Raw genomic sequence first — 20,877 nt, 5'->3', positions numbered from 1 at the left:
TGCGAAGTCACGCCTGACTGATGCGTTACTGCCCAGCGCAATTGTCTCATACCGGACTATCATGACCAAATACAGCCTGCGGGCAAGGATGATGATTTTAATACTGGCACCGACCTTAATGATTGGTCTGCTGCTCAGTACTTTTTTTGTGGTGCATCGCTATAACGAGCTACAGCGCCAGCTAGTGGATGCCGGGGCAAATATTATCGAACCGTTGGCGGTTTCCAGTGAATATGGCATGACCTTTCACAGCCGCGAATCAGTACGCCAGCTGGTGAGCCTTTTGCATCGCCGCCATTCAGATATCGTGCGCGCCATTACAGTATTTGATAACAATCATCAGATATTTGTTACCTCTAATTATCACCTGAATCAGGAACTGCTGCGCCTGTCAGAAGATGCTAAGCCGCCTAAATTTACAACGATTGAACGCCTCGGTAATGTCATTGTTCTGCGCACGCCGGTGGTATCAGAAAATTACTATCCGGATGAATCGCCTGGGCGGGACGTTAAGCCTACCGGTAATCCGCTGGGCTACGTGGCAATTGAGCTGGATCTGCAGTCGGTCAGGCTTCAGCAATATAAAGAAGTGTTTGTCTCTACGCTGCTGCTGCTGTTTTGCCTCTGTATCGCCATGATGTTCGCCTATCGCCTGATGCGCGACGTTACTGGTCCGATACGCAATATGGTCAGCACGGTGGATCGTATTCGTCGCGGTCAGCTCGATAGCCGCGTTGAAGGCTATATGCTTGGCGAACTGGATATGCTGAAAAACGGCATTAACGCCATGGCGATGTCTTTGACCGCCTACCATGAAGAGATGCAGCAGAATATCGATCAGGCGACCTCTGACCTGCGTGAAACGCTGGAGCAGATGGAAATCCAGAACGTTGAGCTGGATCTGGCCAAGCGCCGGGCGCAGGAGGCGGCCCGCATCAAATCAGAATTCCTTGCCAATATGTCGCACGAGCTGCGCACGCCGCTTAACGGCGTTATCGGCTTTACGCGTCAGACCTTAAAAACACCCCTCACCTCCACGCAGCGCGACTATCTGCATACTATTGAACGCTCGGCTAATAACCTGCTTAGCATTATCAATGACGTGCTGGATTTCTCGAAGCTGGAGGCCGGGAAGCTGGTGCTGGAAACAATTCCGTTCCCGCTGCGCGCCACGCTGGATGAGACGCTGGTGCTGCTGGCACCTTCCGCCCATGATAAAGGACTGGAGCTGACGATTAATGTTCAGGCCGAGGTGCCGGATAATGTGATTGGCGACCCGCTGCGCCTGCAACAGATTTTAACCAACCTGATCGGTAACGCGGTGAAGTTTACCGAACGCGGCAATATTGATATTCGAGTGGAAAAGCGCGGCTTAAGCAACAGCAGCGTCGAGCTGGAAGTGCAGGTACACGATACCGGTATTGGCATTGCTGAGAAACAGCAGTCGCAGCTGTTTGAGGCTTTTCGTCAGGCCGATGCCAGCATTTCCCGGCGTCACGGCGGAACCGGTCTTGGGCTGGTTATTACGCAGAAGCTGGTGAAAGAGATGGGCGGCGATATCGCTTTTCACAGCCGTCTGGGCCAGGGTTCGACATTCTGGTTCCATGTCAGCCTGGCGCTAAATCCAAACGCCGCCAGCGATCCTCGCGCGCTGGATGGGCTGCGCGGCAAGCGCCTTGCCTATGTTGAGGCGAATCCGGCCGCAGCGCAGGCGGCGCTGGATATTTTAAGCACCATGCCGCTTACGGTCAGCTACAGCCTGACGCTCGAAGGTCTTACCGAGACGCGTTACGATATGCTGCTGATCGGTTTGCCTGTCTGCCAAAGCAGCGACAGCGTGCTGTCACAGGCTTTTATTAACAGCCTGAAGGCACGCGCCGACTGCGTAATTATGGCCCTTTCCAGCCAGATGCTGTTGCAGGCGGAGCAGTTAAAAACGCACGGTATCGATGCCTGTTTATGCAAGCCGGTAACCCGCACGCGGCTGCTGCCTGTGATGCTCGATTTGCGGGCGCGCAAACGCTATGACCTGCCCGCCCGCGCTCGTCTGCCGTTAGCGGTCATGGCGGTTGATGACAATCCCGCCAACCTGAAGCTAATTGGCGCGCTGCTGGAGGAGCAGGTGGAAAATATTGTGCTGTGCGACAGCGGCGAAAAAGCGATTCAGGTTGCCCGTCAGCAGGCGCTGGATATTATTCTGATGGATATTCAGATGCCGGAAATCGACGGCATTCGTGCCAGCGAGCTGATTCGTGAGCTGCCCCAGCATGCCAATACGCCGATTATCGCGGTGACGGCCCATGCCATTGATGGCGAGCGCGAACACTTAATCAAAGCGGGGATGAATGATTATCTTGCCAAACCGATTGATGAGGTGAAACTCAGTCACCTGCTGGCACGTTATTCTCCAGCGCTTCTGCCGGGCGTGCCGGAAGCGCCTGTAATTCCGGCCTCCCTTGACTGGCAGCTGGCGCTGCGTCAGGCAGCCAACAAACCCGATCTGGCACGCGACCTGCTGAAAATGCTGCTTGATTTTTTGCCGGAGGTGCAGGAGAAAATCGAGCAGAGCCTGGCGGAAAACCGACAGAACGGGCTGCGGGAAATCATCCATAAACTGCACGGCAGCGCCAGCTACAGCGGCGTACCGCGCATGAAACAGCTGTGCCGACAGATTGAACATAGCCTGCGGCTGGATGGCGAAGTGATGGCGCTGGAACCTGAGCTGCTGGAGCTGCTGGATGAGATGGAAAATGTGGCGCAGGAGGCGCGCCACATTTTGAATCAGTCCTGATTGAAAGCCTGACCGATTTTCAGGGTTGCGGCGATATTGCGTGCCGTCATACGTACGTTTTGCGCCGCGTTATCCAGCGCATCTTCCAGCGTACAGATGGAATAGATCACGCTGTAAACCGCGTCCAGGCCATGCTGGTGAACCACGCCGACATCTGCCGTCAGGCTGCCGGCAATGCCAATTACCGGCTTGTTGTAGCGCTTCGCGACTTTTGCCACGCCAATGGGCACTTTGCCGTGAACGGTTTGACTGTCGATGCGGCCTTCGCCGGTGATCACCAGCGTGGCATCTTTGACTAACTCATCCAGCCCCAACGCTTCGGTAACGATTTCGATTCCGCGCCGCAGTTCTGCCTGGCAAAAAGCATGCAGGGCCGCGCCCATTCCTCCCGCCGCGCCGCCGCCGGGAATATGCAGCACGTCAATATCGAGATCGCGCTGAATAATGCCCGCGTAGTGCGCCAGCGCGCTATCAAGCTGGGTAACTAACGCTGGCGTCGCACCTTTCTGCGGACCAAAAATCGCCGAAGCCCCTTCATCGCCCGTCAGCGGGTTGGTAACATCGCAGGCCACCTCAAAGCGGCACTGACGCAGGCGTGGATCGAGCTGGCTGATATCAATGCGCGCCAGCTGCGGTAACGCTCCGCCGCCGTAACCAATCTGCTCATCCTGCGCGTTAAGCAGCCTGGCCCCCAGCGCCTGCACCATCCCGGCGCCGCCATCGTTTGTCGCACTTCCGCCGATGCCGATAATAAAATGTTGTACGCCGCGATCCAGCGCGTTAGCGATAAGCTCACCGGTGCCCCAGGAGGTGGTGACCAGCGGATCGCGCTGCGCGGGCGGCACCAGCTCCAGGCCACTGGCTGCGGCCATCTCAATAAACGCGCAGCTTTCATCGCCAGACAAACCATAAAAAGCATCAACCGGCTCGCCTAAAGGGCCGGTAACCCGTAACCTGACAATTTTACCCTGCGTGGCCGCTACCATCGCCTCTACGGTGCCCTCGCCGCCATCCGCCACCGGCAGTTTGACATATTCAGCATCGGGAAAGATTGCCCGAAAGCCGTTTTCAATCTCCGAAGCGACCTGCAGGGCGGATAAACTCTCTTTATACGAATCCGGTGCGATAACGATTTTCATAAGTAGTCCGAGCGCTGTTGAGCTGGCCGCAGCCAGAAAACGAAGCCGGTCAGCCTGACCGGCTCTGTAACCGGTGCGGATGGCTAGCGTGAAATTTCAACCTTCGCTAACTTTTCATAATAGCAGGCCAGCGCACTGTGATCGGAGGTGCCCATGCCATCTGCTTTTAACGCCTGCATCATTTCCATGACGGCGGCCGTTAACGGCAACTGCGCGCCAACGCCATGCGAGGTATCCAGCGCATTACTGAGATCTTTAATATGCAGGTCGATACGGAAACCCGGTTTGAAGTTACGATCCATCACCATTGGCGCTTTGGCATCCAGCACCGTACTGCCCGCCAGCCCGCCACGGATAGCCTGATAAACCAGATCCGGGTTAACGCCCGCTTTGGTCGCCAGCGAGAGCGCTTCTGACATCGCGGCAATATTCAGCGCGACAATGACCTGGTTCGCCAGCTTGGTCACGTTTCCTGCGCCGATATCACCGGTATGCACAACCGAACCGGCCATCGCTTTCATCAGATCGTAATAACGGTCGAAAACCGCTTTGTCGCCGCCCACCATCACCGACAGCGTGCCATCGATCGCTTTGGGTTCGCCGCCGCTCACCGGCGCATCCAGCATGCTGATGCCTTTTGCCGTCAGCGCCTGATGAATTTCGCGGCTGGCCAGCGGCGCAATCGAGCTCATATCAATCAGCACCGTGCCGGGTTTTGCCCCCTCGATGATGCCATTTTCGCCCAGCGCCACCTCTTTAACGTGCGGCGAGTTTGGCAGCATGGTAATGATGACGTCGCACTGTTCGGCGACCTCTTTCGGCGTTTTCGCCGTGGTGGCACCCAGCTCAACCAGCTCCGCCTCGTTTTGCGTATTGGAATCACGAACCACCAGCGTATAACCCGCTTTCAGCAGGTTTTTGCTCATCGGTTTGCCCATGATGCCCAGACCAATAAATCCCACTTTCATTGCTATTCCCCTTGTTAAGCTATTTTTTAAAACGATCGCAAAGCGCCTGCGTGGCGTTACGGAACACGCCCAGATCGCTTCCCACGGCAACAAAGGTTGCTCCCCATTCCAGATAGCGGCGCGCGTCAGCCTCGACCGGGGCAAGAATGCCGCTCGGTTTGCCTGCGGCTTTCGCCCGCGCAAAGATATGCTGAATAACTTTTAACACTTCAGGATGGGCAGGCTGCCCCAGATAGCCGAGCGCAGCGGAAAGATCGCCCGGGCCAACAAAAATGCCGTCCACGCCATCAACATTCGCAATGCTGTCGAGATTTTCCACGCCCTGCTGGCTCTCAATTTGCACCAGCACGCTGACATTACTGTTGATATCGAGGTTGTAGTCCGGCAGCGTGCCGTACATGTTGCTGCGATGCGAAACCGAGACGCCGCGAATACCGGCGGGCGGATAGCGCGTTGAGGCCACCGCCAGTGCAGCTTCCTCTTCGCTTTCGACAAACGGGATCAAAAAGTTATAAAAGCCAATATCCAGCAGGCGTTTGATAATCACCGGCTCATTGCAGGGCGGACGAACCACCGCCGCGCTGGGGCTGCCTTTAAGCGCCATCAGCTGCGGTACAAAGGTGGTGATATCGTTCGGCGCATGTTCGCCGTCCAGCACCAGCCAGTCAAAACCCGCCAGGCCAAGAACCTCTGTGGTAATAGGATTTGCCAGTGAACACCAGCTGCCGATCAGCGTTTCACCGCTTAGCAGACGTTGACGAAAATGGTTGGACCAGGACATGTTGTTTCCTCTCGGTTAAGCGCGCTTAGCGCACCAGACACGGACGTTTGTTATCAAAGCGCCAGTTCGGCACCAGGAACTGCATTGCCTGCGCATCATCGCGCGCCCCCAGCCCATGCTGTTGATAAAGCGCATTGGCTTTCATTACCTGATCCATATCCAGCTCAACGCCCAGCCCTGGCTTCTGCGGCACCTGCACCATGCCGCCCTTGATCTCCAGCGACTGCTTCGTCAGGCGCTGGTTGCCTTCCTGCCAGATCCAGTGCGTATCAATGGCGGTAATATTGCCTGGCGCGGCGGCGGCAACATGGGTAAACATCGCCAGAGAAATATCGAAGTGATTATTGGAGTGGGAACCCCAGGTCAGGCCGAACTCATGACACATTTGCGCCACGCGCACCGAGCCTTGCATGGTCCAGAAATGCGGGTCGGCCAGCGGGATATCGACCGACTGCAGCGACAAGGTATGCCCCATCTGGCGCCAGTCGGTGGCAATCATATTGGTAGCGGTCGGCAGACCGGTGGCGCGGCGGAACTCTGCCATCACTTCACGTCCCGAATAACCCTGCTCGGCACCGCACGGATCTTCCGCATAAGCCAGTACGTTGCGCAGCTGTTTACCCAGCTTAATCGCCTCTTCCAGCGACCAGGCACCGTTGGGATCAAGCGTAACGCGCGCCTCCGGAAAACGCTGCGCCAGCGCGGTTACCGCTTCCGCCTCTTCGCTGCCTGCCAGCACCCCGCCCTTTAGTTTGAAATCGTTGAAGCCATATTTCTCATACGCCGCCTCGGCCAGCCTGACGACCGTTTGCGGCGTCAGCGCCTCCTCGTGACGCAGGCGATACCAGTCGCAGCTGGCATCCGGCTCACTCTGATAGGGCAGCGACGTTTTGCGCCGATCGCCCACGTAGAACAGATAGCCCAGCATCTCGACCCGATCGCGCTGCTGCCCTTCACCCAACAGGCTGGCAACATTAACGCCAAGGAACTGCCCCAGCAGATCAAGCAGCGCGGCTTCAATGCCGGTAACCACATGAATGGTGGTGCGCAGGTCAAAAGTTTGCGTACCGCGTCCGCTGGCGTCGCGATCGGCAAAGGTGGTGCGCACCAGGCTGAGCAGGTTTTTATATTCGCCCAGCGTATGGCCGATAAGCAGAGCCGCGGCCTCTTCCAGCGTCTGGCGGATTTTCTCACCGCCGGGAATTTCACCTACGCCGGTATGGCCGGCGTTATCCTTGATGATGACAATATTGCGGGTAAAAAAAGGCGCGTGCGCCCCGCTCAGGTTGAGCAGCATACTGTCGTGACCGGCAACCGGGATGACCTGCATAGCGGTAATTCTCGGCGTGGCGTTCTGTTGGCTCATGGTCGATTCCTTATGCTTTGCTGCGCCCGAATGCCGGGCGCTTGCGATCGAAAGTCCAGCCGGGAATAAGATACTGCATCGCGGTTGCGTCGTTCCGCGCGCCGCCCGGCAAGGTTTTATACAATTCGTGCGCCTGTTGCAGGCGTTCCCAGTCCAGCTCAATGCCCAGTCCGGGCTTATCGGGTACGGCAATTTTGCCGTGACGGATCTGCAACGGCGCTTTGGTCAAATGCCGATCGCCCTCCTGCCAGATCCAGTGAGTGTCGATGGCGGTCGGCTTACCCGGCGCGGCCGCGCCGACGTGGGTGAACATCGCCAGAGAAATATCGAAATGATTGTTGGAATGGCAACCCCAGGTCAGGCCCCAGTCATCGCAGAGCTGCGCAACGCGCACCGCGCCGCTTAAGGTCCAGAAATGCGGATCGGCCAGCGGAATATCGACCGCGTTCAGCATGATTGCGTGCTGCATTTCACGCCAGTTGGTGGCGATCATATTTGTCGCGACCGGCAGGCCGGTGGCGCGGCGAAACTCCGCCATCACCTCACGCCCGGAATATCCCTGTTCCGCTCCGCAGGGATCCTCGGCATAGCTGAGAACATCCTGTAGCCCTTTGCAAAGGGCGATTGCTTCATCCAGCATCCAGGCGCCGTTAGGATCAACGGTAATCCGCGCGTCCGGGAAGCGTTTTTTCAGCGCACGCGCAGTCTCTATTTCCTCTTCGCCCGGCAGCACGCCCCCTTTTAATTTGAAATCTTTAAAGCCGTAACGATCCTGCGCCGCTTCCGCCAGCCGCACCACCGCCGCGCTATCCAGCGCCTGTTGATGGCGCAGGTGATACCACTCATGCGTTGCCCGTTCGCCGCTCAGGTAAGGCAGATCGGTTTTCTGCCGGTCGCCGATATAAAACAGGTAGCCCAGCACCGTGACTTCATCGCGCTGTTTGCCTGGCCCAAGCAGCTCGGCTACCGGCACATTCAGGCACTGGCCCAGCAGATCGAGCAGAGCAGCCTCCAGCGCGGCCACCGCATTGACCCGCAGTTCAAATGTCCAGGCTCCTTTGCCGAAGGTATCGAAATCAGCGTGCTGATTACCTTTATGTACCTGCTGTACCAGCCGGTTCATGCGGCCGACTTCATGCCCAACCACCTGCGGGATCGCCTCGGTTAGCGTCTGTAAGATGGTTTCCCCGCCTGGCGCTTCACCCAGGCCGGTATGCCCGGCGCTATCGGTTAACACCACGATATTGCGAGTAAAGTAAGCGCTGTGCGCCCCGCCAATATTGAGCAACATACTGTCATGACCGGCGACCGGAATAACTTTCATATCGGTAATGACGGGCGTGCTTTGCGTATTCATCGCCTCTCCTTACGCTACTTTTTTCAGTTCAATGCGTTTGATGTCGCCCACCAATACCAGGTAGCTCAGCACCGCAACAAAAGCATGGATCCCCACATAGATCAGCGCGCCGTTATAAGACCCGGTGGTGGCGATGATGTAGCCAATAGCGATAGGGGTAACGATGCCGGAAATATTGCCAAACATATTGAACAGGCCGCCGCTGAGGCCGCTAATCTCTTTAGGCGCGGTATCTGCCATGACCGCCCAGCCGAGCGCGCCGATGCCTTTACCAAAGAAAGCCAACGCCATAAAGAACACCACGACCCATTCGGTATCAACATAGTTACAGGTCACCATTGATATGGAGAGCAGCATGCCGAGAACGATAGGCGTTTTACGGGCGATATTCAGCGAGCCGGTTTTACGCATCAGCCAGTCAGAGATAACTCCGCCGAGCACGCCGCCAAGGAAGCCGCAGATAGCCGGTACAGAGGCGATAAACCCCGCTTTCAGAATCGACATACCGCGCGCCTGCACCAGATAAACCGGAAACCAGGTAATAAAGAAGTAGGTAAGCGCGTTGATACAGTACTGACCGAGATAGATCCCGAGCATCATTCGCGAGGTGATCAGCTGACGAATTTGGTGCCACTTTTCACGCCCGCTGACTTTTTCCTGGCTCTTTTTCGCATCCATATTGATCAGCGCGCCACCTTTCTCCATATATTCCAGCTCGGCCCGGTTAACGCCTGGATGATCGTTAGGATCGTGGATCACCTTCAGCCAGATAAAGCTCAGGATGATGCCCAACCCGCCCATGAACCAGAAGACATGCGCCCAACCAACCTGCGAGGTTAACCAGCCCATGATGGGCGCGAAAATAACGGTGGCGAAATATTGCGCTGAGTTAAAAATCGCTACTGCGGTGCCGCGTTCCTGTGCCGGAAACCAGGCGGCAACGATCCGACTGTTGCCGGGGAAAGATGGCGCTTCCGCCAGCCCCACCAGAAAACGCAGCATAAAGAGCGCAACGATAACGGTAAAGCCTTCAAAAATATCAACAAATCCTTGTAATAGCGTAAACAGCGACCAGATGAAGATGCTCCAGAAATAGACGCGCTTCGAGCCGAAACGGTCAAGCAGCCAGCCGCCGGGGATTTGGCCAATCACATAAGCCCATGAGAATGCCGAAAAGATATAGCCCATGCCGACCGGATCGAGGCCAATATCTTTCGCCATCTCAGAGCCGGCAATTGAAAGCGTGGCGCGGTCGCCATAGTTAAAAGATGTGACGATAAACAACATCACGACGATCCAGTATCGTGCGTTGGTTCTTTTTTCCACGGCGCTTTCCGCCTGGCTGAATGAATTCATGATGCACTCCTGAAATATAGCGGTACGCTACTTTCCACTCTGACTGCATACACTTCGCGTTGAGTATCAGAATGAGGTTGGGTTAAACATGGCGATAATTATTTGTTAGCAAAAACATCGATTACGCAGCGCTGTTGTCTCACCAGTCGTCAAAGCTGGGAAAAAGTATATGGAGCGCAACGGAGCAATTCACTGGAATAAAGCCCGATATTTGATGGTGAAAAATGCTTATTTTATGGCGTTTGCATAATTCGCTGCGGTACGGCTCACGGAATTGCTTTTTTCAGGCCGACAGGCTGAGAGCCAGAGAGAGTGCGGGTGAGGTTTGTGAGCCTCTTCACTTGCATTTGTTCTAAAGCCTGAAAATGAATTAAACGGCACACAGAAACCAGGTCATTTGCATAATGCTCGCCCTGTTGCCGCTTCTTATACTTTTCACAGCAAAAACCTAAGACGCGGTTTTCACCAGCGCCATCTCCCTTTCCACCCTTTTCCATTTACTGGATACCGAAGCAATGAAAACAATTCGTGAAGAGACACCGCGATACATTCGGGTACACGAAGACGACAATGTCGCTATCGTAGTGAATGACAACGGTTTATCGGCTGGCAGCCTGTTTCCCTGCGGCCTGCGCCTGACGGAACATGTTCCTCAGGGGCACAAGGTGGCACTGAGCGCGATTGCACGCGGCGAAACCATTCGCCGTTATGGCGAAGTGATTGGCTACGCGCTGCGTGATATTGCTCAGGGCAGCTGGATTGACGAGTCGCTGGTAACACTGCCGGAAGCGCCGCCACTGGAAAGCTTGCCGCTGGCGACGCGCGTGCCGGAGCCGCTGCCGCCGCTGGAGGGCTATACCTTTGAAGGCTACCGCAACGCTGATGGCAGCGTCGGCACGCGTAATCTGCTGGGAATTACCACCAGCGTACACTGCGTGGCAGGCGTAGTGGATTATGTGGTCAACATTATTGAGCGCGAGCTGTTGCCGCGTTACCCCAACGTCGACGGCGTGGTGGCGCTGAATCATCTCTACGGCTGCGGCGTAGCGATCAACGCGCCAGCAGCCATTATCCCTATCCGCACCATTCATAACCTGGCGCTGAACGCTAACTTCGGCGGTGAGGTGATGGTAGTGAGCCTTGGCTGCGAGAAACTCCAGCCGGAGCGGCTGTTATCCGCTAACGGCGATGATGTACAGGCGATCTCCCTCGGCGAAGAAGATATTGTGCGTTTGCAGGATGAACGTCATGTCGGCTTCGAGGCGATGGTGCAAGAGATCCTGCGCGTGGCGGATCGGCACCTGCAGCGCCTGAACCAGCGACAGCGAGAGACCTGCCCCGCTTCTGAGCTGATTGTCGGCATGCAGTGCGGAGGCAGCGACGCTTTTTCCGGCGTAACGGCGAATCCTGCGGTAGGCTACGCCTCGGATCTGCTGGTGCGCTGTGGCGCAACGGTGATGTTTTCCGAAGTCACCGAGGTTCGTGATGCGATACATTTATTAACGCCGCGCGCGGCAGATGAGGCAACCGGTAAGCGACTGCTGGAAGAGATGGCCTGGTATGATGAATATCTGCGTCAGGGCCAAACCGATCGTAGTGCCAATCCTTCGCCGGGCAATAAAAAAGGCGGGCTGGCAAATGTGGTGGAAAAGGCGCTTGGCTCGATTGCCAAATCAGGACGCAGTGCCATCGTTGAGGTGCTGTCGCCGGGACAGCGTCCGACGAAACGCGGGCTGATTTATGCCGCCACGCCCGCCAGTGATTTTGTCTGCGGCACGCAGCAGATGGCTTCCGGTATTACGCTACAGGTTTTCACCACCGGACGCGGCACGCCCTATGGCCTGGCCGCCATTCCGGTGATTAAAATGGCGACGCGCACCGCGTTAGCCAACCGCTGGCACGATTTAATGGACATTAACGCGGGCACCATTGCGACCGGAGAAGAGAGCATTGAACAAGTGGGCTGGCGATTATTCACATTGATTCTGGATATCGCCAGCGGCCGTCAGCAAACCTGGTCCGACCGCTGGGGTATTCGCAATGCACTGGCGGTGTTTAATCCCGCTCCGGTAACCTGATCGGCGAAAAGCAACGCTTACCGGAGCGGGAAGGATCACAGCAGCTTGCCCCAGTTTTCTACCCAGGGCGAAGTCACGCTTTCCGGCTCCGGTGATTCCATCGCATCCACCAGCAGCACATCGCCTGTGCGCGTTGCGCCCTGCTCCTGCAGCAGGGCGTCAAAGGTTTTCCCTGCGCCGCAGAAGTGATCGTAGCTGCTGTCGCCCAGCGCGATAACGCCATAGCGCAGCTGCGGCTGATGCCCCAGCTTATCTTTTACGTCGTGATACAGCCCGGCAATGCTGTCAGGAAAATTACCCTGCCCGGTCGTGGACGTGACAATCAGCGCAACTTTGTCGCTGTACTGCTGCCAGTCGCTAAAGCTGGGATCTTCAAAAATCTGCACCTGATGTCCCTGCTCTTGCAGGATCGGCTCCGCCTCTTCCGCGACCAGCAACGCATTGCCATAAACCGTTCCGACGAAAATACCTATCTGCGCCATAAACTTCTCCCTTAATGTGATTCTCTATCCTGACCTGGCGTCTGTACAAACTCAACCCTGGGAATATCAGGGAGATGATGTTGCCAGCCAAACTGCTGCATCAGTCGCTGCCACTCATGATCGAGCCCGGCCCGTAGAATAAGTGGCTCGCCGGTGACCGGATGATTCAGCGCCAGGCTGCTGGCGTGCAGCATTAAGCGGTCACAGCCAAAATGCTGCGCCACACCGCGGTTCTGACGTAAATCGCCGTGGGTGGTATCGCCAATAATCGGGTGACGTAAATGAGAGAGATGACGCCGCAACTGATGTTTGCGTCCCGTCGCAGGTTGAAGCTCCATCAGGCTGTAGCGGGAAGTAGGATAGCGGCCAATTGCCACCGGCTGTTCCGTGATTGCCAGTCCGCGCCAGTGGGTTACCGCCGGCTGCGGTCCTTTATCCGGCGAGGCATATTTATCCCCTATCTTATCCAGCTCTTCGGTAAGGGGATAATCGAGCCGCTCCGCGCCCTCCAGCCAGCCACGTACCACGGCATGATAGGTTTTTACCATCTGGTGCTGCTCAAACTGCTGCGACAGCAAACGACCAACGTCACTGGAAAGCCCCATCAGCAGAACGCCGGAGGTAGGACGATCGAGGCGATGCGCGGTAAATACGTGCTGCCCAATTTGATCGCGCACCGTTTGCATCACCACGACTTTCTCTTTGCGATCCAGCCAACTGCGATGCACCAGCCATCCGGCCGGTTTATTTACCGCGACCAGCCACTCATCCTGATAGATAATTTCCAGCATTAACGATCCGTTATAAATAGCGCATCAAGCGCGTTAAGGTGAGTCAGTAACTCGCGCCGACCCGGCATCCCGGTTTCCAGCGCCATTTCATAATAGGGCGCGATAGCAAAATTTTGCGGTAGCGCAGCCTCGGCATCGAGCAAGGCGTGCATCCGGGGGATTAAGACCCACTGCAACCACTCCAGCGGCTGCATGGTATCAAGGAAAAACGGCTGCGTGCTGTCGAACGCGGCCGTCTCAGGCGCTTCGCTCTGCCATAGCGCATGCGTTTTCAGTAATGCTTCGACCGCCAGCAACCCCTGGCGAACCTGATGTTCACGGTGCATGGGCATCCTCACAACGGGTGAAATTTTAAGGGCGGCAAGCATAGCATCGCCGGAGCGGCGGGAAAACGCGCAGCATAAAAAAAGGGGCACTGTATTAACAGTGCCCCCGGTTCGTTTGCAGCAGTCCCGCTACTTTGATGCTCCCTGCTCATCCATGAAAACTTTTCCCTGTTGTCATCCTGACAAACACGCCTTCATGGCGATACTCCATTGGCTTTCCTGGCCCACCAGTCGTCCTGTCTGGCTCTCATTCTCCATCCTGGAGGTGTCCTTTTATTCCATCCTGGAATATCCAGCTTCTTCCTGAAGCCATCCTTTAATGCATTTCCCTGTGCGGCAAATCATCCTGATGAACGCCTTCCCTGACGTTGTCCAATCCACGGATTCCCTTTCCGATAATGTACAGTTTGCCTTAGCCAGCACAGGAAACAAGATACCTTTTCCTTTAACGATTAAGCCTGGCAAAAATCTGAAAAGGCAGATTTCACTAAGTTGATGATTTACATTATCTTCACAAAAAAACTTTCAGTTTTCTTGTGGTTTTTTCTGGCGATCTCTTACAGCTAATGTAAGAGATGTCTCACAACATGATAAGTCAATCGCTTAACTCATCTCAGTAACCGGTTGTAATGCCTTAAGAAAAGTCCGAAGATCCGCAGCCAGTTTTTCACGTCGTGGCGTTCCCAATACTTCACAGATCACTTCACCCGTTAAATTGCACACCGATATAATTTCTGAATCAGAAGAGGTGGTGGCAATAAACAGGGTCGGAGTTTGTTTTAAACGCCTTTTCATGACCAAATGCCCAATCAGGTTTTCCTGTACTCGCTCAAAATCGGTCTCGCTCCATACCTGAAGTAAAGTGATGGGCCGTTGCCCGAACGTCGCCTGCATATCTCCGGCGAATTGCGTTGTATAATAACTCACCACCGAAGACTGTAGCTGTAGCTCCAGCGCCCGTTCTACCGCCGCAAGGTGCGGTTCCAGGCTAAAAGGCTGCGGCTGCCACAGAACGTGTTCGTCACGATTTTCTGTCACGCAGGGCGAAGGAACTTCGTATAACCCGGCGCTGGCAGGCAGATGGCCATAATCCTGCTGCCAACGTTGGCAATATTGTTGAGTGAAGTCCCGCAACGCGGCGGCAATAAGATCATTCATCTTTTTTTACTCCAGGCTGACTGAGTTACACTTACAGCCTTGTTTACCGTTTCTTTATCACAGGAAAAGACGCAACTCGTCTTCCCCGACGGGTTTGAGGTTACGTTATGTCTTCTTATGAACAACATCAAGCGCTTGCCGGCCTGACGCTGGGCAAGCCAACCGCATATCAGGATCGGTATGAACCTGGCTTGCTGCAGGCGGTGCCCCGCTCGCTGAATCGTGAGCCTTTGGGTCTTTACCCTACTCATCTGCCCTTTCATGGTGCCGATATCTGGACATTGTATGAGCTCTCGTGGCTGAATGCGAAAGGCGTTCCCCAGGTTGCTGTGGGCGAGGTCGTGCTGCGGGCGGATAGCGTTAATCTCATCGAATCAAAAAGTTTTAAACTCTATCTTAACAGTTTTAATCAGACACGCTTTGCCGACTGGGGCGAAGTGCGCCAGACGCTGGAACGCGATTTGCGCGCCTGCGCGCAGGGTGAAGTCAGCGTGGCGCTGTTTCGCCTGCAAGAGATTGAAGGACAACCGATTGGTCAGTTCGATGGTTTCTGCATTGATGAGCAGGATATCAGCATCGATGACTATCAGTTCAACGCTGATTATCTGGCCGATGCCAAAGGCGAAGAGATCGTTGAAGAGACGCTGGTCAGCCATCTGTTGAAATCGAACTGTCTGATTACTCACCAGCCTGACTGGGGCTCGGTACAAATTCGCTATCGCGGGCCGCGCATCAAGCGTGAGGCATTGCTACGCTATCTGGTCTCGTTCCGTCATCATAATGAGTTCCATGAGCAGTGCGTGGAACGTATCTTTAACGATCTGTTGCGCTTCTGCCAGCCGGAGACGCTGTCGGTATATGCCCGCTATACGCGACGCGGCGGACTGGATATTAATCCATGGCGCAGCAATACTGATTTTTCGCCCAGCCATTCGCGCCTGGTGCGTCAGTAAATTGCGCAGTTCCTCGCAGGGCTGCGCGCTGTTACAGGAATCGGTTGAGGAACTTCAGTACAGAAGGCTACTCTGAGAAGCAGCGGTGGCAATACGCTACCGCTCAGGGATTTTCTCGTCACCGTGCGGTTATCGTAACGGCACGGTGTCATTTGTCACCCCGGCGGGTGTAAAGGAGCGCACTTGATTACACATATCAGCCCACTTGGCTCAATGGATTTGCTGTCGCAATTAGAAGTCGACATGCTGAAACGTACGGCCAGCAGCGATCTCTATCAGCTGTTTCGCAACTGTTCTCTCGCCGTGCTTAACTCCGGTAGCCAGACCGACAGCAGCCATGAACTGCTCTCCCGCTTTGAAAACTTCGATATTAATGTGCTACGCCGCGAGCGCGGCGTAAAACTGGAACTGATCAATCCTCCCGAAGAGGCCTTTGTTGACGGACGCATTATTCGTTCTTTGCAGGCAAACCTGTTTGCCGTACTGCGCGATATTCTGTTTGTTACGGGTCAGTTCGAAACAGCAGGCCGCTTTCAGCAGCTCGATCTGGATAATTCCGTCCATATTACCAATCTGGTTTTTTCTATCCTGCGTAACGCGCGTGCCCTGCACGTAGGCGAGAACCCTAATATGGTGGTGTGCTGGGGCGGGCACTCGATTAATGCCACCGAATATCAATATTGCCGCAATGTCGGCACCCAACTCGGTCTGCGCGAACTCAATATCTGTACCGGCTGCGGACCAGGCGTAATGGAAGCACCGATGAAAGGCGCTGCGGTGGGTCATGCGCAGCAGCGCTACCGTGAAGGGCGCTTTATTGGTCTGACGGAGCCATCGATTATTGCCGCCGAGCCGCCGAATCCGCTGGTCAATGAGCTGATTATCATGCCGGATATTGAAAAGCGCCTGGAAGCGTTTGTGCGTATCGCTCACGGCATTATCATTTTCCCGGGCGGTGTCGGTACGGCGGAAGAGCTACTTTATCTGCTGGGCATTCTGATGAACCCGGAAAATAACGATCAGATGCTGCCGTTGATTCTGACCGGGCCCAAAGAGAGCGCCGATTATTTCCGCGTGCTGGATGAGTTTATCGTGAATACCGTGGGTGAGCAGGCGCGTCGTTATTACACCATTATTATTGACGATGCCGCCGAAGTGGCGCGCCAGATGAAAAAAGCGATGCCGCAGGTTAAAGAGAACCGGCGTGAAAGCGGCGATGCTTACAGCTTTAACTGGTCCCTGCGTATTGAGCCAGACCTACAGGTTCCGTTCCTGCCTACGCATGAAAACATGGCCAATCTTAATCTTTATCCTAATCAGCCGCCGGAAAAACTGGCAGCGGCCTTACGTCGCGCCTTCTCGGGTATCGTTGCCGGTAACGTAAAAGAGATGGGTATCCGTGAGATTCGGCAGAAAGGCCCCTACAGGCTTCATGGCGACCCGGCCATTATGCATCGCATGGACGATCTGCTGCAGGGCTTCGTGGCTCAGCACCGCATGAAGCTGCCGGGCACGGCCTATATACCGTGCTACGAAATCATTAAATAATCGCAAACGGGTGGCTTCAGGCTGCCCGCCTTTAACTATGACTATTCATTTATTAATTGTTGATGCGCTCAATCTTATTCGTCGTATCCATGCCGTGCAGGGCTCGCCCTGTCAGGATCGTTGCGTAGCGGCATTACAGCAGTTATTGGGCCATACACAGCCGACGCATGCCGTTGCGGTATTTGATGATGAACTGCGTCGCGAAGGCTGGCGGCATCAACTGTTACCCGATTATAAAGCGGGCCGTCCGCCAATGCCGGAGGATTTGCAGCGAGAAATGCCCGAGCTGCAGACGGCGTTTCGTCAGGCGGGCGTTTCCTGCTGGTCCGCTGAAGGGGATGAGGCCGATGACCTGGCGGCTACGCTGGCCGTGAAGGTGGCGCAAAACGGTCATCAGGCGACCATCGTTTCAACGGATAAAGGGTATTGTCAGCTGTTGGCACCTGAGATTCGCATTCGCGATTATTTTCAGAAACGGTGGCTGGACTTACCTTTTATTGAACAGGAATTTGGCGTTACGCCAGAGAAGCTGCCCGATTTTTGGGGCCTGGCAGGCATCAGCAGTAGCAAAATACCCGGTGTCGCGGGGATTGGTCCCAAAAGCGCCAGTCAGTTATTACAGCAGTTTGGTTCTCTGGAGGCACTCTATCAACAGCTTGATGCCGTACCAGACAGGTGGCGCAAGAAGTTAATTGAACAGCGTGAGATGGCATTTATTAGCCAGCGTGTCGCCACGCTGCGTACCGATCTGAATCTTAACGGTAATCTAAAGGCGTTGCGCCTGCAGAAGTAAAGCCCGGTCCTGGCTACCGCCGGGGCTGGGGAAACCACTTTTAATGTATAGCCATGACGCTCAAAACAGATCTCTTCGCGAAAATCAAATCAGACGAAGCTATCAACACCTTAATAAAAAACAAGCCTTACACGCTGCCTGACGGTGTGAAGAAATGGTCAGGAGTAACGCGGCAGAGGCTCGATAAATCATGCGTATTTTAAAACAGGATAATAAAATAAAAGAAAGAATTCACGGAATTAATGCTTAACCTTTAAAAGGCTAATTATTTGCTGTTTTTATGCAGGCTTAATCGCTAATCCCTTAGCAAAAGCAATACTATTCGCCCGGGATTAGCGCTGGTGTAATATGTTTTACCGTTCGTCGCGACGGCCCGGCGCTGCGCCCCAAATGCGGCGAATATGCACCGTTACCTCTTCGCGATCGTGATAAAGCTGGCGTGCCTGAATCTGGGCGTTAATGCCATTCTCCTGCAGCTTCTCCTGAATCATTGCCAGATTCTGCGATACTTCTTCATAACGCTTCTTCATCGGCAGCTTCAGATTAAAAATCGCCTCGCGACACCAGCCATTGATCAGCCATTCCGCCATCAAATTAGCCACGCGCACCGGTTTTTCCACCATATCGCACACTACCCAGCTAATATTGCTGCGCGTGGGACGATATTTGAACCCATCTTCACGATGATGCGTCACCTGCCCGGTATCCATTAAAGAAGGCGCCATCGGGCCATTGTCTACCGCATGCACCATCATGCTGCGTTTCACTAACTGATATGTCCAGCCGCCCGGACAGGCTCCAAGATCAACCGCATACATCCCGCCAGCCAAACGCTCATCCCATTCATCAGCCGGAATAAACACGTGAAATGCTTCTTCCAGCTTGAGAGTAGAACGACTCGGTGCATCGGAAGGAAATTTAAGCCGCGGTATGCCCATAAAAAACGGCGAATTATTGTTGGGATAAGAGTAACCCACATAACAGTGACCAGAAGCGATAAAGAACACATGGATCACCGGTCGGCTGGCACTCTCGTAATTCAGCAAACTCTTCTGCTGACGCAGCGCGTTACGCAGCGGAACGGTAAACTTACGGCAAAATTTCAGCAATTCCTTCGCTTCATTGGTATCCGGCACCTCGACCCGAAGGTCGCCGCCCTTCTCTACCACGCCGTTTATCATCCCGGCCACCGGGGAGATACGATCTTCAGGCGGCAAATCACGCAGCAGCTCACCCACCACCACCATCTGACGAGCAAAAATCAGCTCGCTGAAAGGCAGTTCACGCGCCAGCTTGTCGGCCTCGGCCGCTTCATAACACTCAAACAGCACATAGCCGGAATTCTCTTTTACCCGAGCGAAACCATAAACTTCACGTTGCGCCGCCTTATCGGTAATCTCTGCCGCACACTCTTTCTCAAAACCGGAACGGCAATACAACAATACTTTATTCATGGCGATCTGCCTTTCTCTTCAGACGCAGCGCGCCGATTAACATTAAAATCCAACCAATCAGAAAACAGGTGCCGCCTACTGGCGTAATAAACACCCACATCTTCAAATGCGACAGCGCCAGACAATAAAGACTGCCGCTAAACAGCACTACGCCCAGGGCCAGAAAGGCGCTGCTCCAGTAAAACCAGATATTTGCGCGACGAAGCATTGCTGCAGCCAGGCCGATAATGGTCAGCGTATGCCAGGCCTGGTAATCCAGACCGGTATGAATCCAGGCCATTTCCCTCGGCCCCAGAGATTGACTCAGGACGTGCGCACCGAATGCGCCAAAAGCGACAAAGAAAAATCCGCTGATGGCTGAAAAAATTAACATTGCACGACTGGACATCGAACGATCCTCGTAACATAACGCGCCGGGTCACTCCGTCGCGGATAAATAAACAGGTTAATTGGCGTAGCGGAAGCGGAACTTTTCCTGTTCGCTTGCGGCTTTTGCCAGAATCCATTGTCGAAAGGCGGCTATTTTACCCAGTTCTGCCTGGCTGTCATGACAAACCAGATAAAAAGCGTTTTTACTGACTAACACATCATTAAAGGGACAAACCAGGCGACCAGCCTCAATTTCACTTTGGGCCATAACATTGTTCGCCAACGCCACGCCCTGACCATGAATCGCTGCCTGTAACACCATCGCGCTGTGGCTAAAAATCGGCCCCTGCTGCACATTAATATGCTGCAAGCCTAACTGGCGCGTATAGGATTGCCAGTCGCGGCGCGAAGCATCATGCAAGAGCGTCATATGTTCTAAATCGGCTGGTGTTTTTAACGGTTTATCGCCCGTAAGCAGCTGCGGCGAGCAAACCGGCAACAAATATTCAGCGTACAGCTTTTCTACACGCAGCCCCGGCCAATTGCCGCGACCATAAAAAATCGCCACGTCCACATCGTCGGCCAGTTTCTCCTCTTCACGGTCTACCGCCTGGATACGCACATCGATTCCCGGATAAGCTGAGTTAAAGCTGGAGAGACGTGGCACCAGCCACTGGATCGCAAAGCTCGGTAACAGACTTACCGTCAACGCGCCTTTGGCACTGCGCGCCTGCAGCTTACGCGTCGCATCATTAAGCGCCGAGAAAATCTCTTTAATATCCAGATAGTAGCTTTGACCTTCCTCGGTCAATAATAACGAACGATTACGCCGCCGAAACAGCTTCAGACCGAGAAAATCTTCCAGAGACTTAATCTGATGGCTTACAGCTGCCTGGGTAACAAACAGCTCTTCAGCCGCTTTGGTAAAGCTAAGGTGACGCGCTGCTGCATCAAAAACGCGCAGGGCATTCAATGGTGGAAGACGTTTTGACATGGTTTCCAAATCTTGGCTGAAACACTTTGACGCAACCCGCAAGCGCCGCGTTACGTATTAGATTTTTTTATCCGAGACATTATAAATTGTCCGTTGAGGAAGCTCCAGCAAATACCTATAGTTGCCGCACTTCCTGAGCCGGAACGAAAAGTTTTCAGAATAGGTAGGAAACT

Annotated in this window: 19 protein-coding genes; 5 read left to right on the top strand and 14 right to left on the bottom strand. The window is 54.5% G+C overall.

All coding sequences use genetic code 11. From position 1 onward, the window contains the following. Window positions 1–61: 61 nt before the first annotated feature. Window positions 62–2,791 (top strand): two-component sensor histidine kinase BarA, encoded by a 2,730-nt coding sequence (gene barA, locus B1H58_RS11425; RefSeq protein ID WP_085070398.1) that lies wholly within the window; start codon window positions 62–64, stop codon window positions 2,789–2,791. Here the strand turns inward: barA and B1H58_RS11420 are convergent. The 7 genes from B1H58_RS11420 to B1H58_RS20625 form a co-directional block, all read right to left on the bottom strand. After that, window positions 2,782–3,930 carry a glycerate kinase gene (locus tag B1H58_RS11420; RefSeq protein WP_085070396.1) on the bottom strand — a complete coding sequence of 383 codons (1,149 nt, stop codon included), beginning with the start codon at window positions 3,928–3,930 and terminating at the stop codon, window positions 2,782–2,784. The genes barA and B1H58_RS11420 overlap by 10 nt on opposite strands. Window positions 3,931–4,013: 83 nt before the next feature. Further along, window positions 4,014–4,904, bottom strand: a complete 891-nt coding sequence (gene garR, locus B1H58_RS11415; RefSeq protein WP_085072294.1) for a 2-hydroxy-3-oxopropionate reductase — start codon at window positions 4,902–4,904, stop codon at window positions 4,014–4,016. 13 nt (window positions 4,905–4,917) lie between these two features. Then, window positions 4,918–5,679: a 2-dehydro-3-deoxyglucarate aldolase gene (gene garL / locus B1H58_RS11410; protein ID WP_085070394.1), complete on the bottom strand. Its 762-nt coding sequence runs from the start codon at window positions 5,677–5,679 to the stop codon at window positions 4,918–4,920. Between the two features lie 25 nt (window positions 5,680–5,704). Further along, window positions 5,705–7,045: a glucarate dehydratase gene (gudD, locus tag B1H58_RS11405; protein WP_085070392.1), complete on the bottom strand. Its 1,341-nt coding sequence runs from the start codon at window positions 7,043–7,045 to the stop codon at window positions 5,705–5,707. A gap of 10 nt (window positions 7,046–7,055) precedes the next feature. Next, window positions 7,056–8,402, bottom strand: a complete 1,347-nt coding sequence (locus B1H58_RS11400) for an enolase C-terminal domain-like protein (protein ID WP_085070390.1) — start codon at window positions 8,400–8,402, stop codon at window positions 7,056–7,058. Between the two features lie 9 nt (window positions 8,403–8,411). Then, the gene (locus tag B1H58_RS11395; RefSeq protein WP_085070388.1) at window positions 8,412–9,758 is read right to left on the bottom strand and encodes an MFS transporter; all 1,347 of its coding nucleotides are present in this window, start codon (window positions 9,756–9,758) and stop codon (window positions 8,412–8,414) included. Window positions 9,759–10,024: 266 nt separating this feature from the next. After that, complete coding sequence (locus B1H58_RS20625) at window positions 10,025–10,255, bottom strand: hypothetical protein (RefSeq protein WP_157130168.1); 231 nt, start codon at window positions 10,253–10,255, stop codon at window positions 10,025–10,027. An 18-nt stretch (window positions 10,256–10,273) separates the two neighbouring features. Here B1H58_RS20625 and garD point away from each other — a divergent pair, with 18 nt between their 5' ends. Further along, a complete protein-coding gene (gene garD / locus B1H58_RS11390) occupies window positions 10,274–11,836 on the top strand; it encodes a galactarate dehydratase (protein WP_085070386.1) in 1,563 nt (520 codons plus the stop codon). Window positions 11,837–11,871: 35 nt separating this feature from the next. On the opposite strand, the gene B1H58_RS11385 is transcribed toward garD, so the two are convergent. From B1H58_RS11385 to syd, 4 genes are all read right to left on the bottom strand, one after another. Continuing rightward, entirely contained in the window at window positions 11,872–12,318 is a 447-nt protein-coding gene (locus B1H58_RS11385) for a flavodoxin (RefSeq protein WP_085070384.1), read from the bottom strand. An 11-nt stretch (window positions 12,319–12,329) separates the two neighbouring features. Then, the gene (gene truC / locus B1H58_RS11380; RefSeq protein WP_085070382.1) at window positions 12,330–13,109 is read right to left on the bottom strand and encodes a tRNA pseudouridine(65) synthase TruC; all 780 of its coding nucleotides are present in this window, start codon (window positions 13,107–13,109) and stop codon (window positions 12,330–12,332) included. Beyond that, complete coding sequence (locus tag B1H58_RS11375) at window positions 13,109–13,435, bottom strand: YqcC family protein (protein WP_085070380.1); 327 nt, start codon at window positions 13,433–13,435, stop codon at window positions 13,109–13,111. The genes truC and B1H58_RS11375 overlap by 1 nt, the downstream gene beginning before the upstream one ends. 603 nt (window positions 13,436–14,038) lie before the next feature. After that, complete coding sequence (gene syd, locus B1H58_RS11370; RefSeq protein ID WP_085070378.1) at window positions 14,039–14,593, bottom strand: SecY-interacting protein; 555 nt, start codon at window positions 14,591–14,593, stop codon at window positions 14,039–14,041. A 107-nt stretch (window positions 14,594–14,700) separates the two neighbouring features. Here syd and queF point away from each other — a divergent pair, with 107 nt between their 5' ends. The 3 genes from queF to xni all read left to right on the top strand — a co-directional run bounded on the left by queF (window position 14,701) and on the right by xni (window position 17,887). Next, complete coding sequence (queF, locus tag B1H58_RS11365; RefSeq protein WP_085070376.1) at window positions 14,701–15,546, top strand: NADPH-dependent 7-cyano-7-deazaguanine reductase QueF; 846 nt, start codon at window positions 14,701–14,703, stop codon at window positions 15,544–15,546. Window positions 15,547–15,729: 183 nt separating this feature from the next. Beyond that, entirely contained in the window at window positions 15,730–17,094 is a 1,365-nt protein-coding gene (gene ppnN, locus B1H58_RS11360) for a nucleotide 5'-monophosphate nucleosidase PpnN (RefSeq protein WP_085070374.1), read from the top strand. Window positions 17,095–17,131: 37 nt separating this feature from the next. Next, a complete protein-coding gene (gene xni / locus B1H58_RS11355; protein WP_085070372.1) occupies window positions 17,132–17,887 on the top strand; it encodes a flap endonuclease Xni in 756 nt (251 codons plus the stop codon). Between the two features lie 353 nt (window positions 17,888–18,240). Here the strand turns inward: xni and rlmM are convergent, their stop codons facing one another. Genes rlmM through gcvA form a run of 3 tightly spaced genes read right to left on the bottom strand, consistent with a single transcriptional unit; the run spans window position 18,241 to window position 20,704 of the window. Next, window positions 18,241–19,341, bottom strand: a complete 1,101-nt coding sequence (gene rlmM, locus B1H58_RS11350; protein ID WP_085070370.1) for a 23S rRNA (cytidine(2498)-2'-O)-methyltransferase RlmM — start codon at window positions 19,339–19,341, stop codon at window positions 18,241–18,243. After that, on the bottom strand, window positions 19,334–19,729 hold the full coding sequence (locus B1H58_RS11345) for a DUF423 domain-containing protein (protein ID WP_085070368.1): 396 nt from the start codon (window positions 19,727–19,729) through the stop codon (window positions 19,334–19,336). The genes rlmM and B1H58_RS11345 overlap by 8 nt, the downstream gene beginning before the upstream one ends. Window positions 19,730–19,786: 57 nt before the next feature. Then, the gene (gcvA, locus tag B1H58_RS11340) at window positions 19,787–20,704 is read right to left on the bottom strand and encodes a glycine cleavage system transcriptional regulator GcvA (protein ID WP_085070366.1); all 918 of its coding nucleotides are present in this window, start codon (window positions 20,702–20,704) and stop codon (window positions 19,787–19,789) included. Window positions 20,705–20,877: the final 173 nt, after the last annotated feature.

It is taken from the genome of Pantoea alhagi, from assembly GCF_002101395.1.
In the GTDB taxonomy this organism is placed as follows: Bacteria; Pseudomonadota; Gammaproteobacteria; order Enterobacterales; family Enterobacteriaceae; genus Mixta; species Mixta alhagi.
The sequence above is the reverse complement of the archived record's forward strand: the minus strand, read 5'-3'. Positions and strand labels throughout refer to the sequence as shown.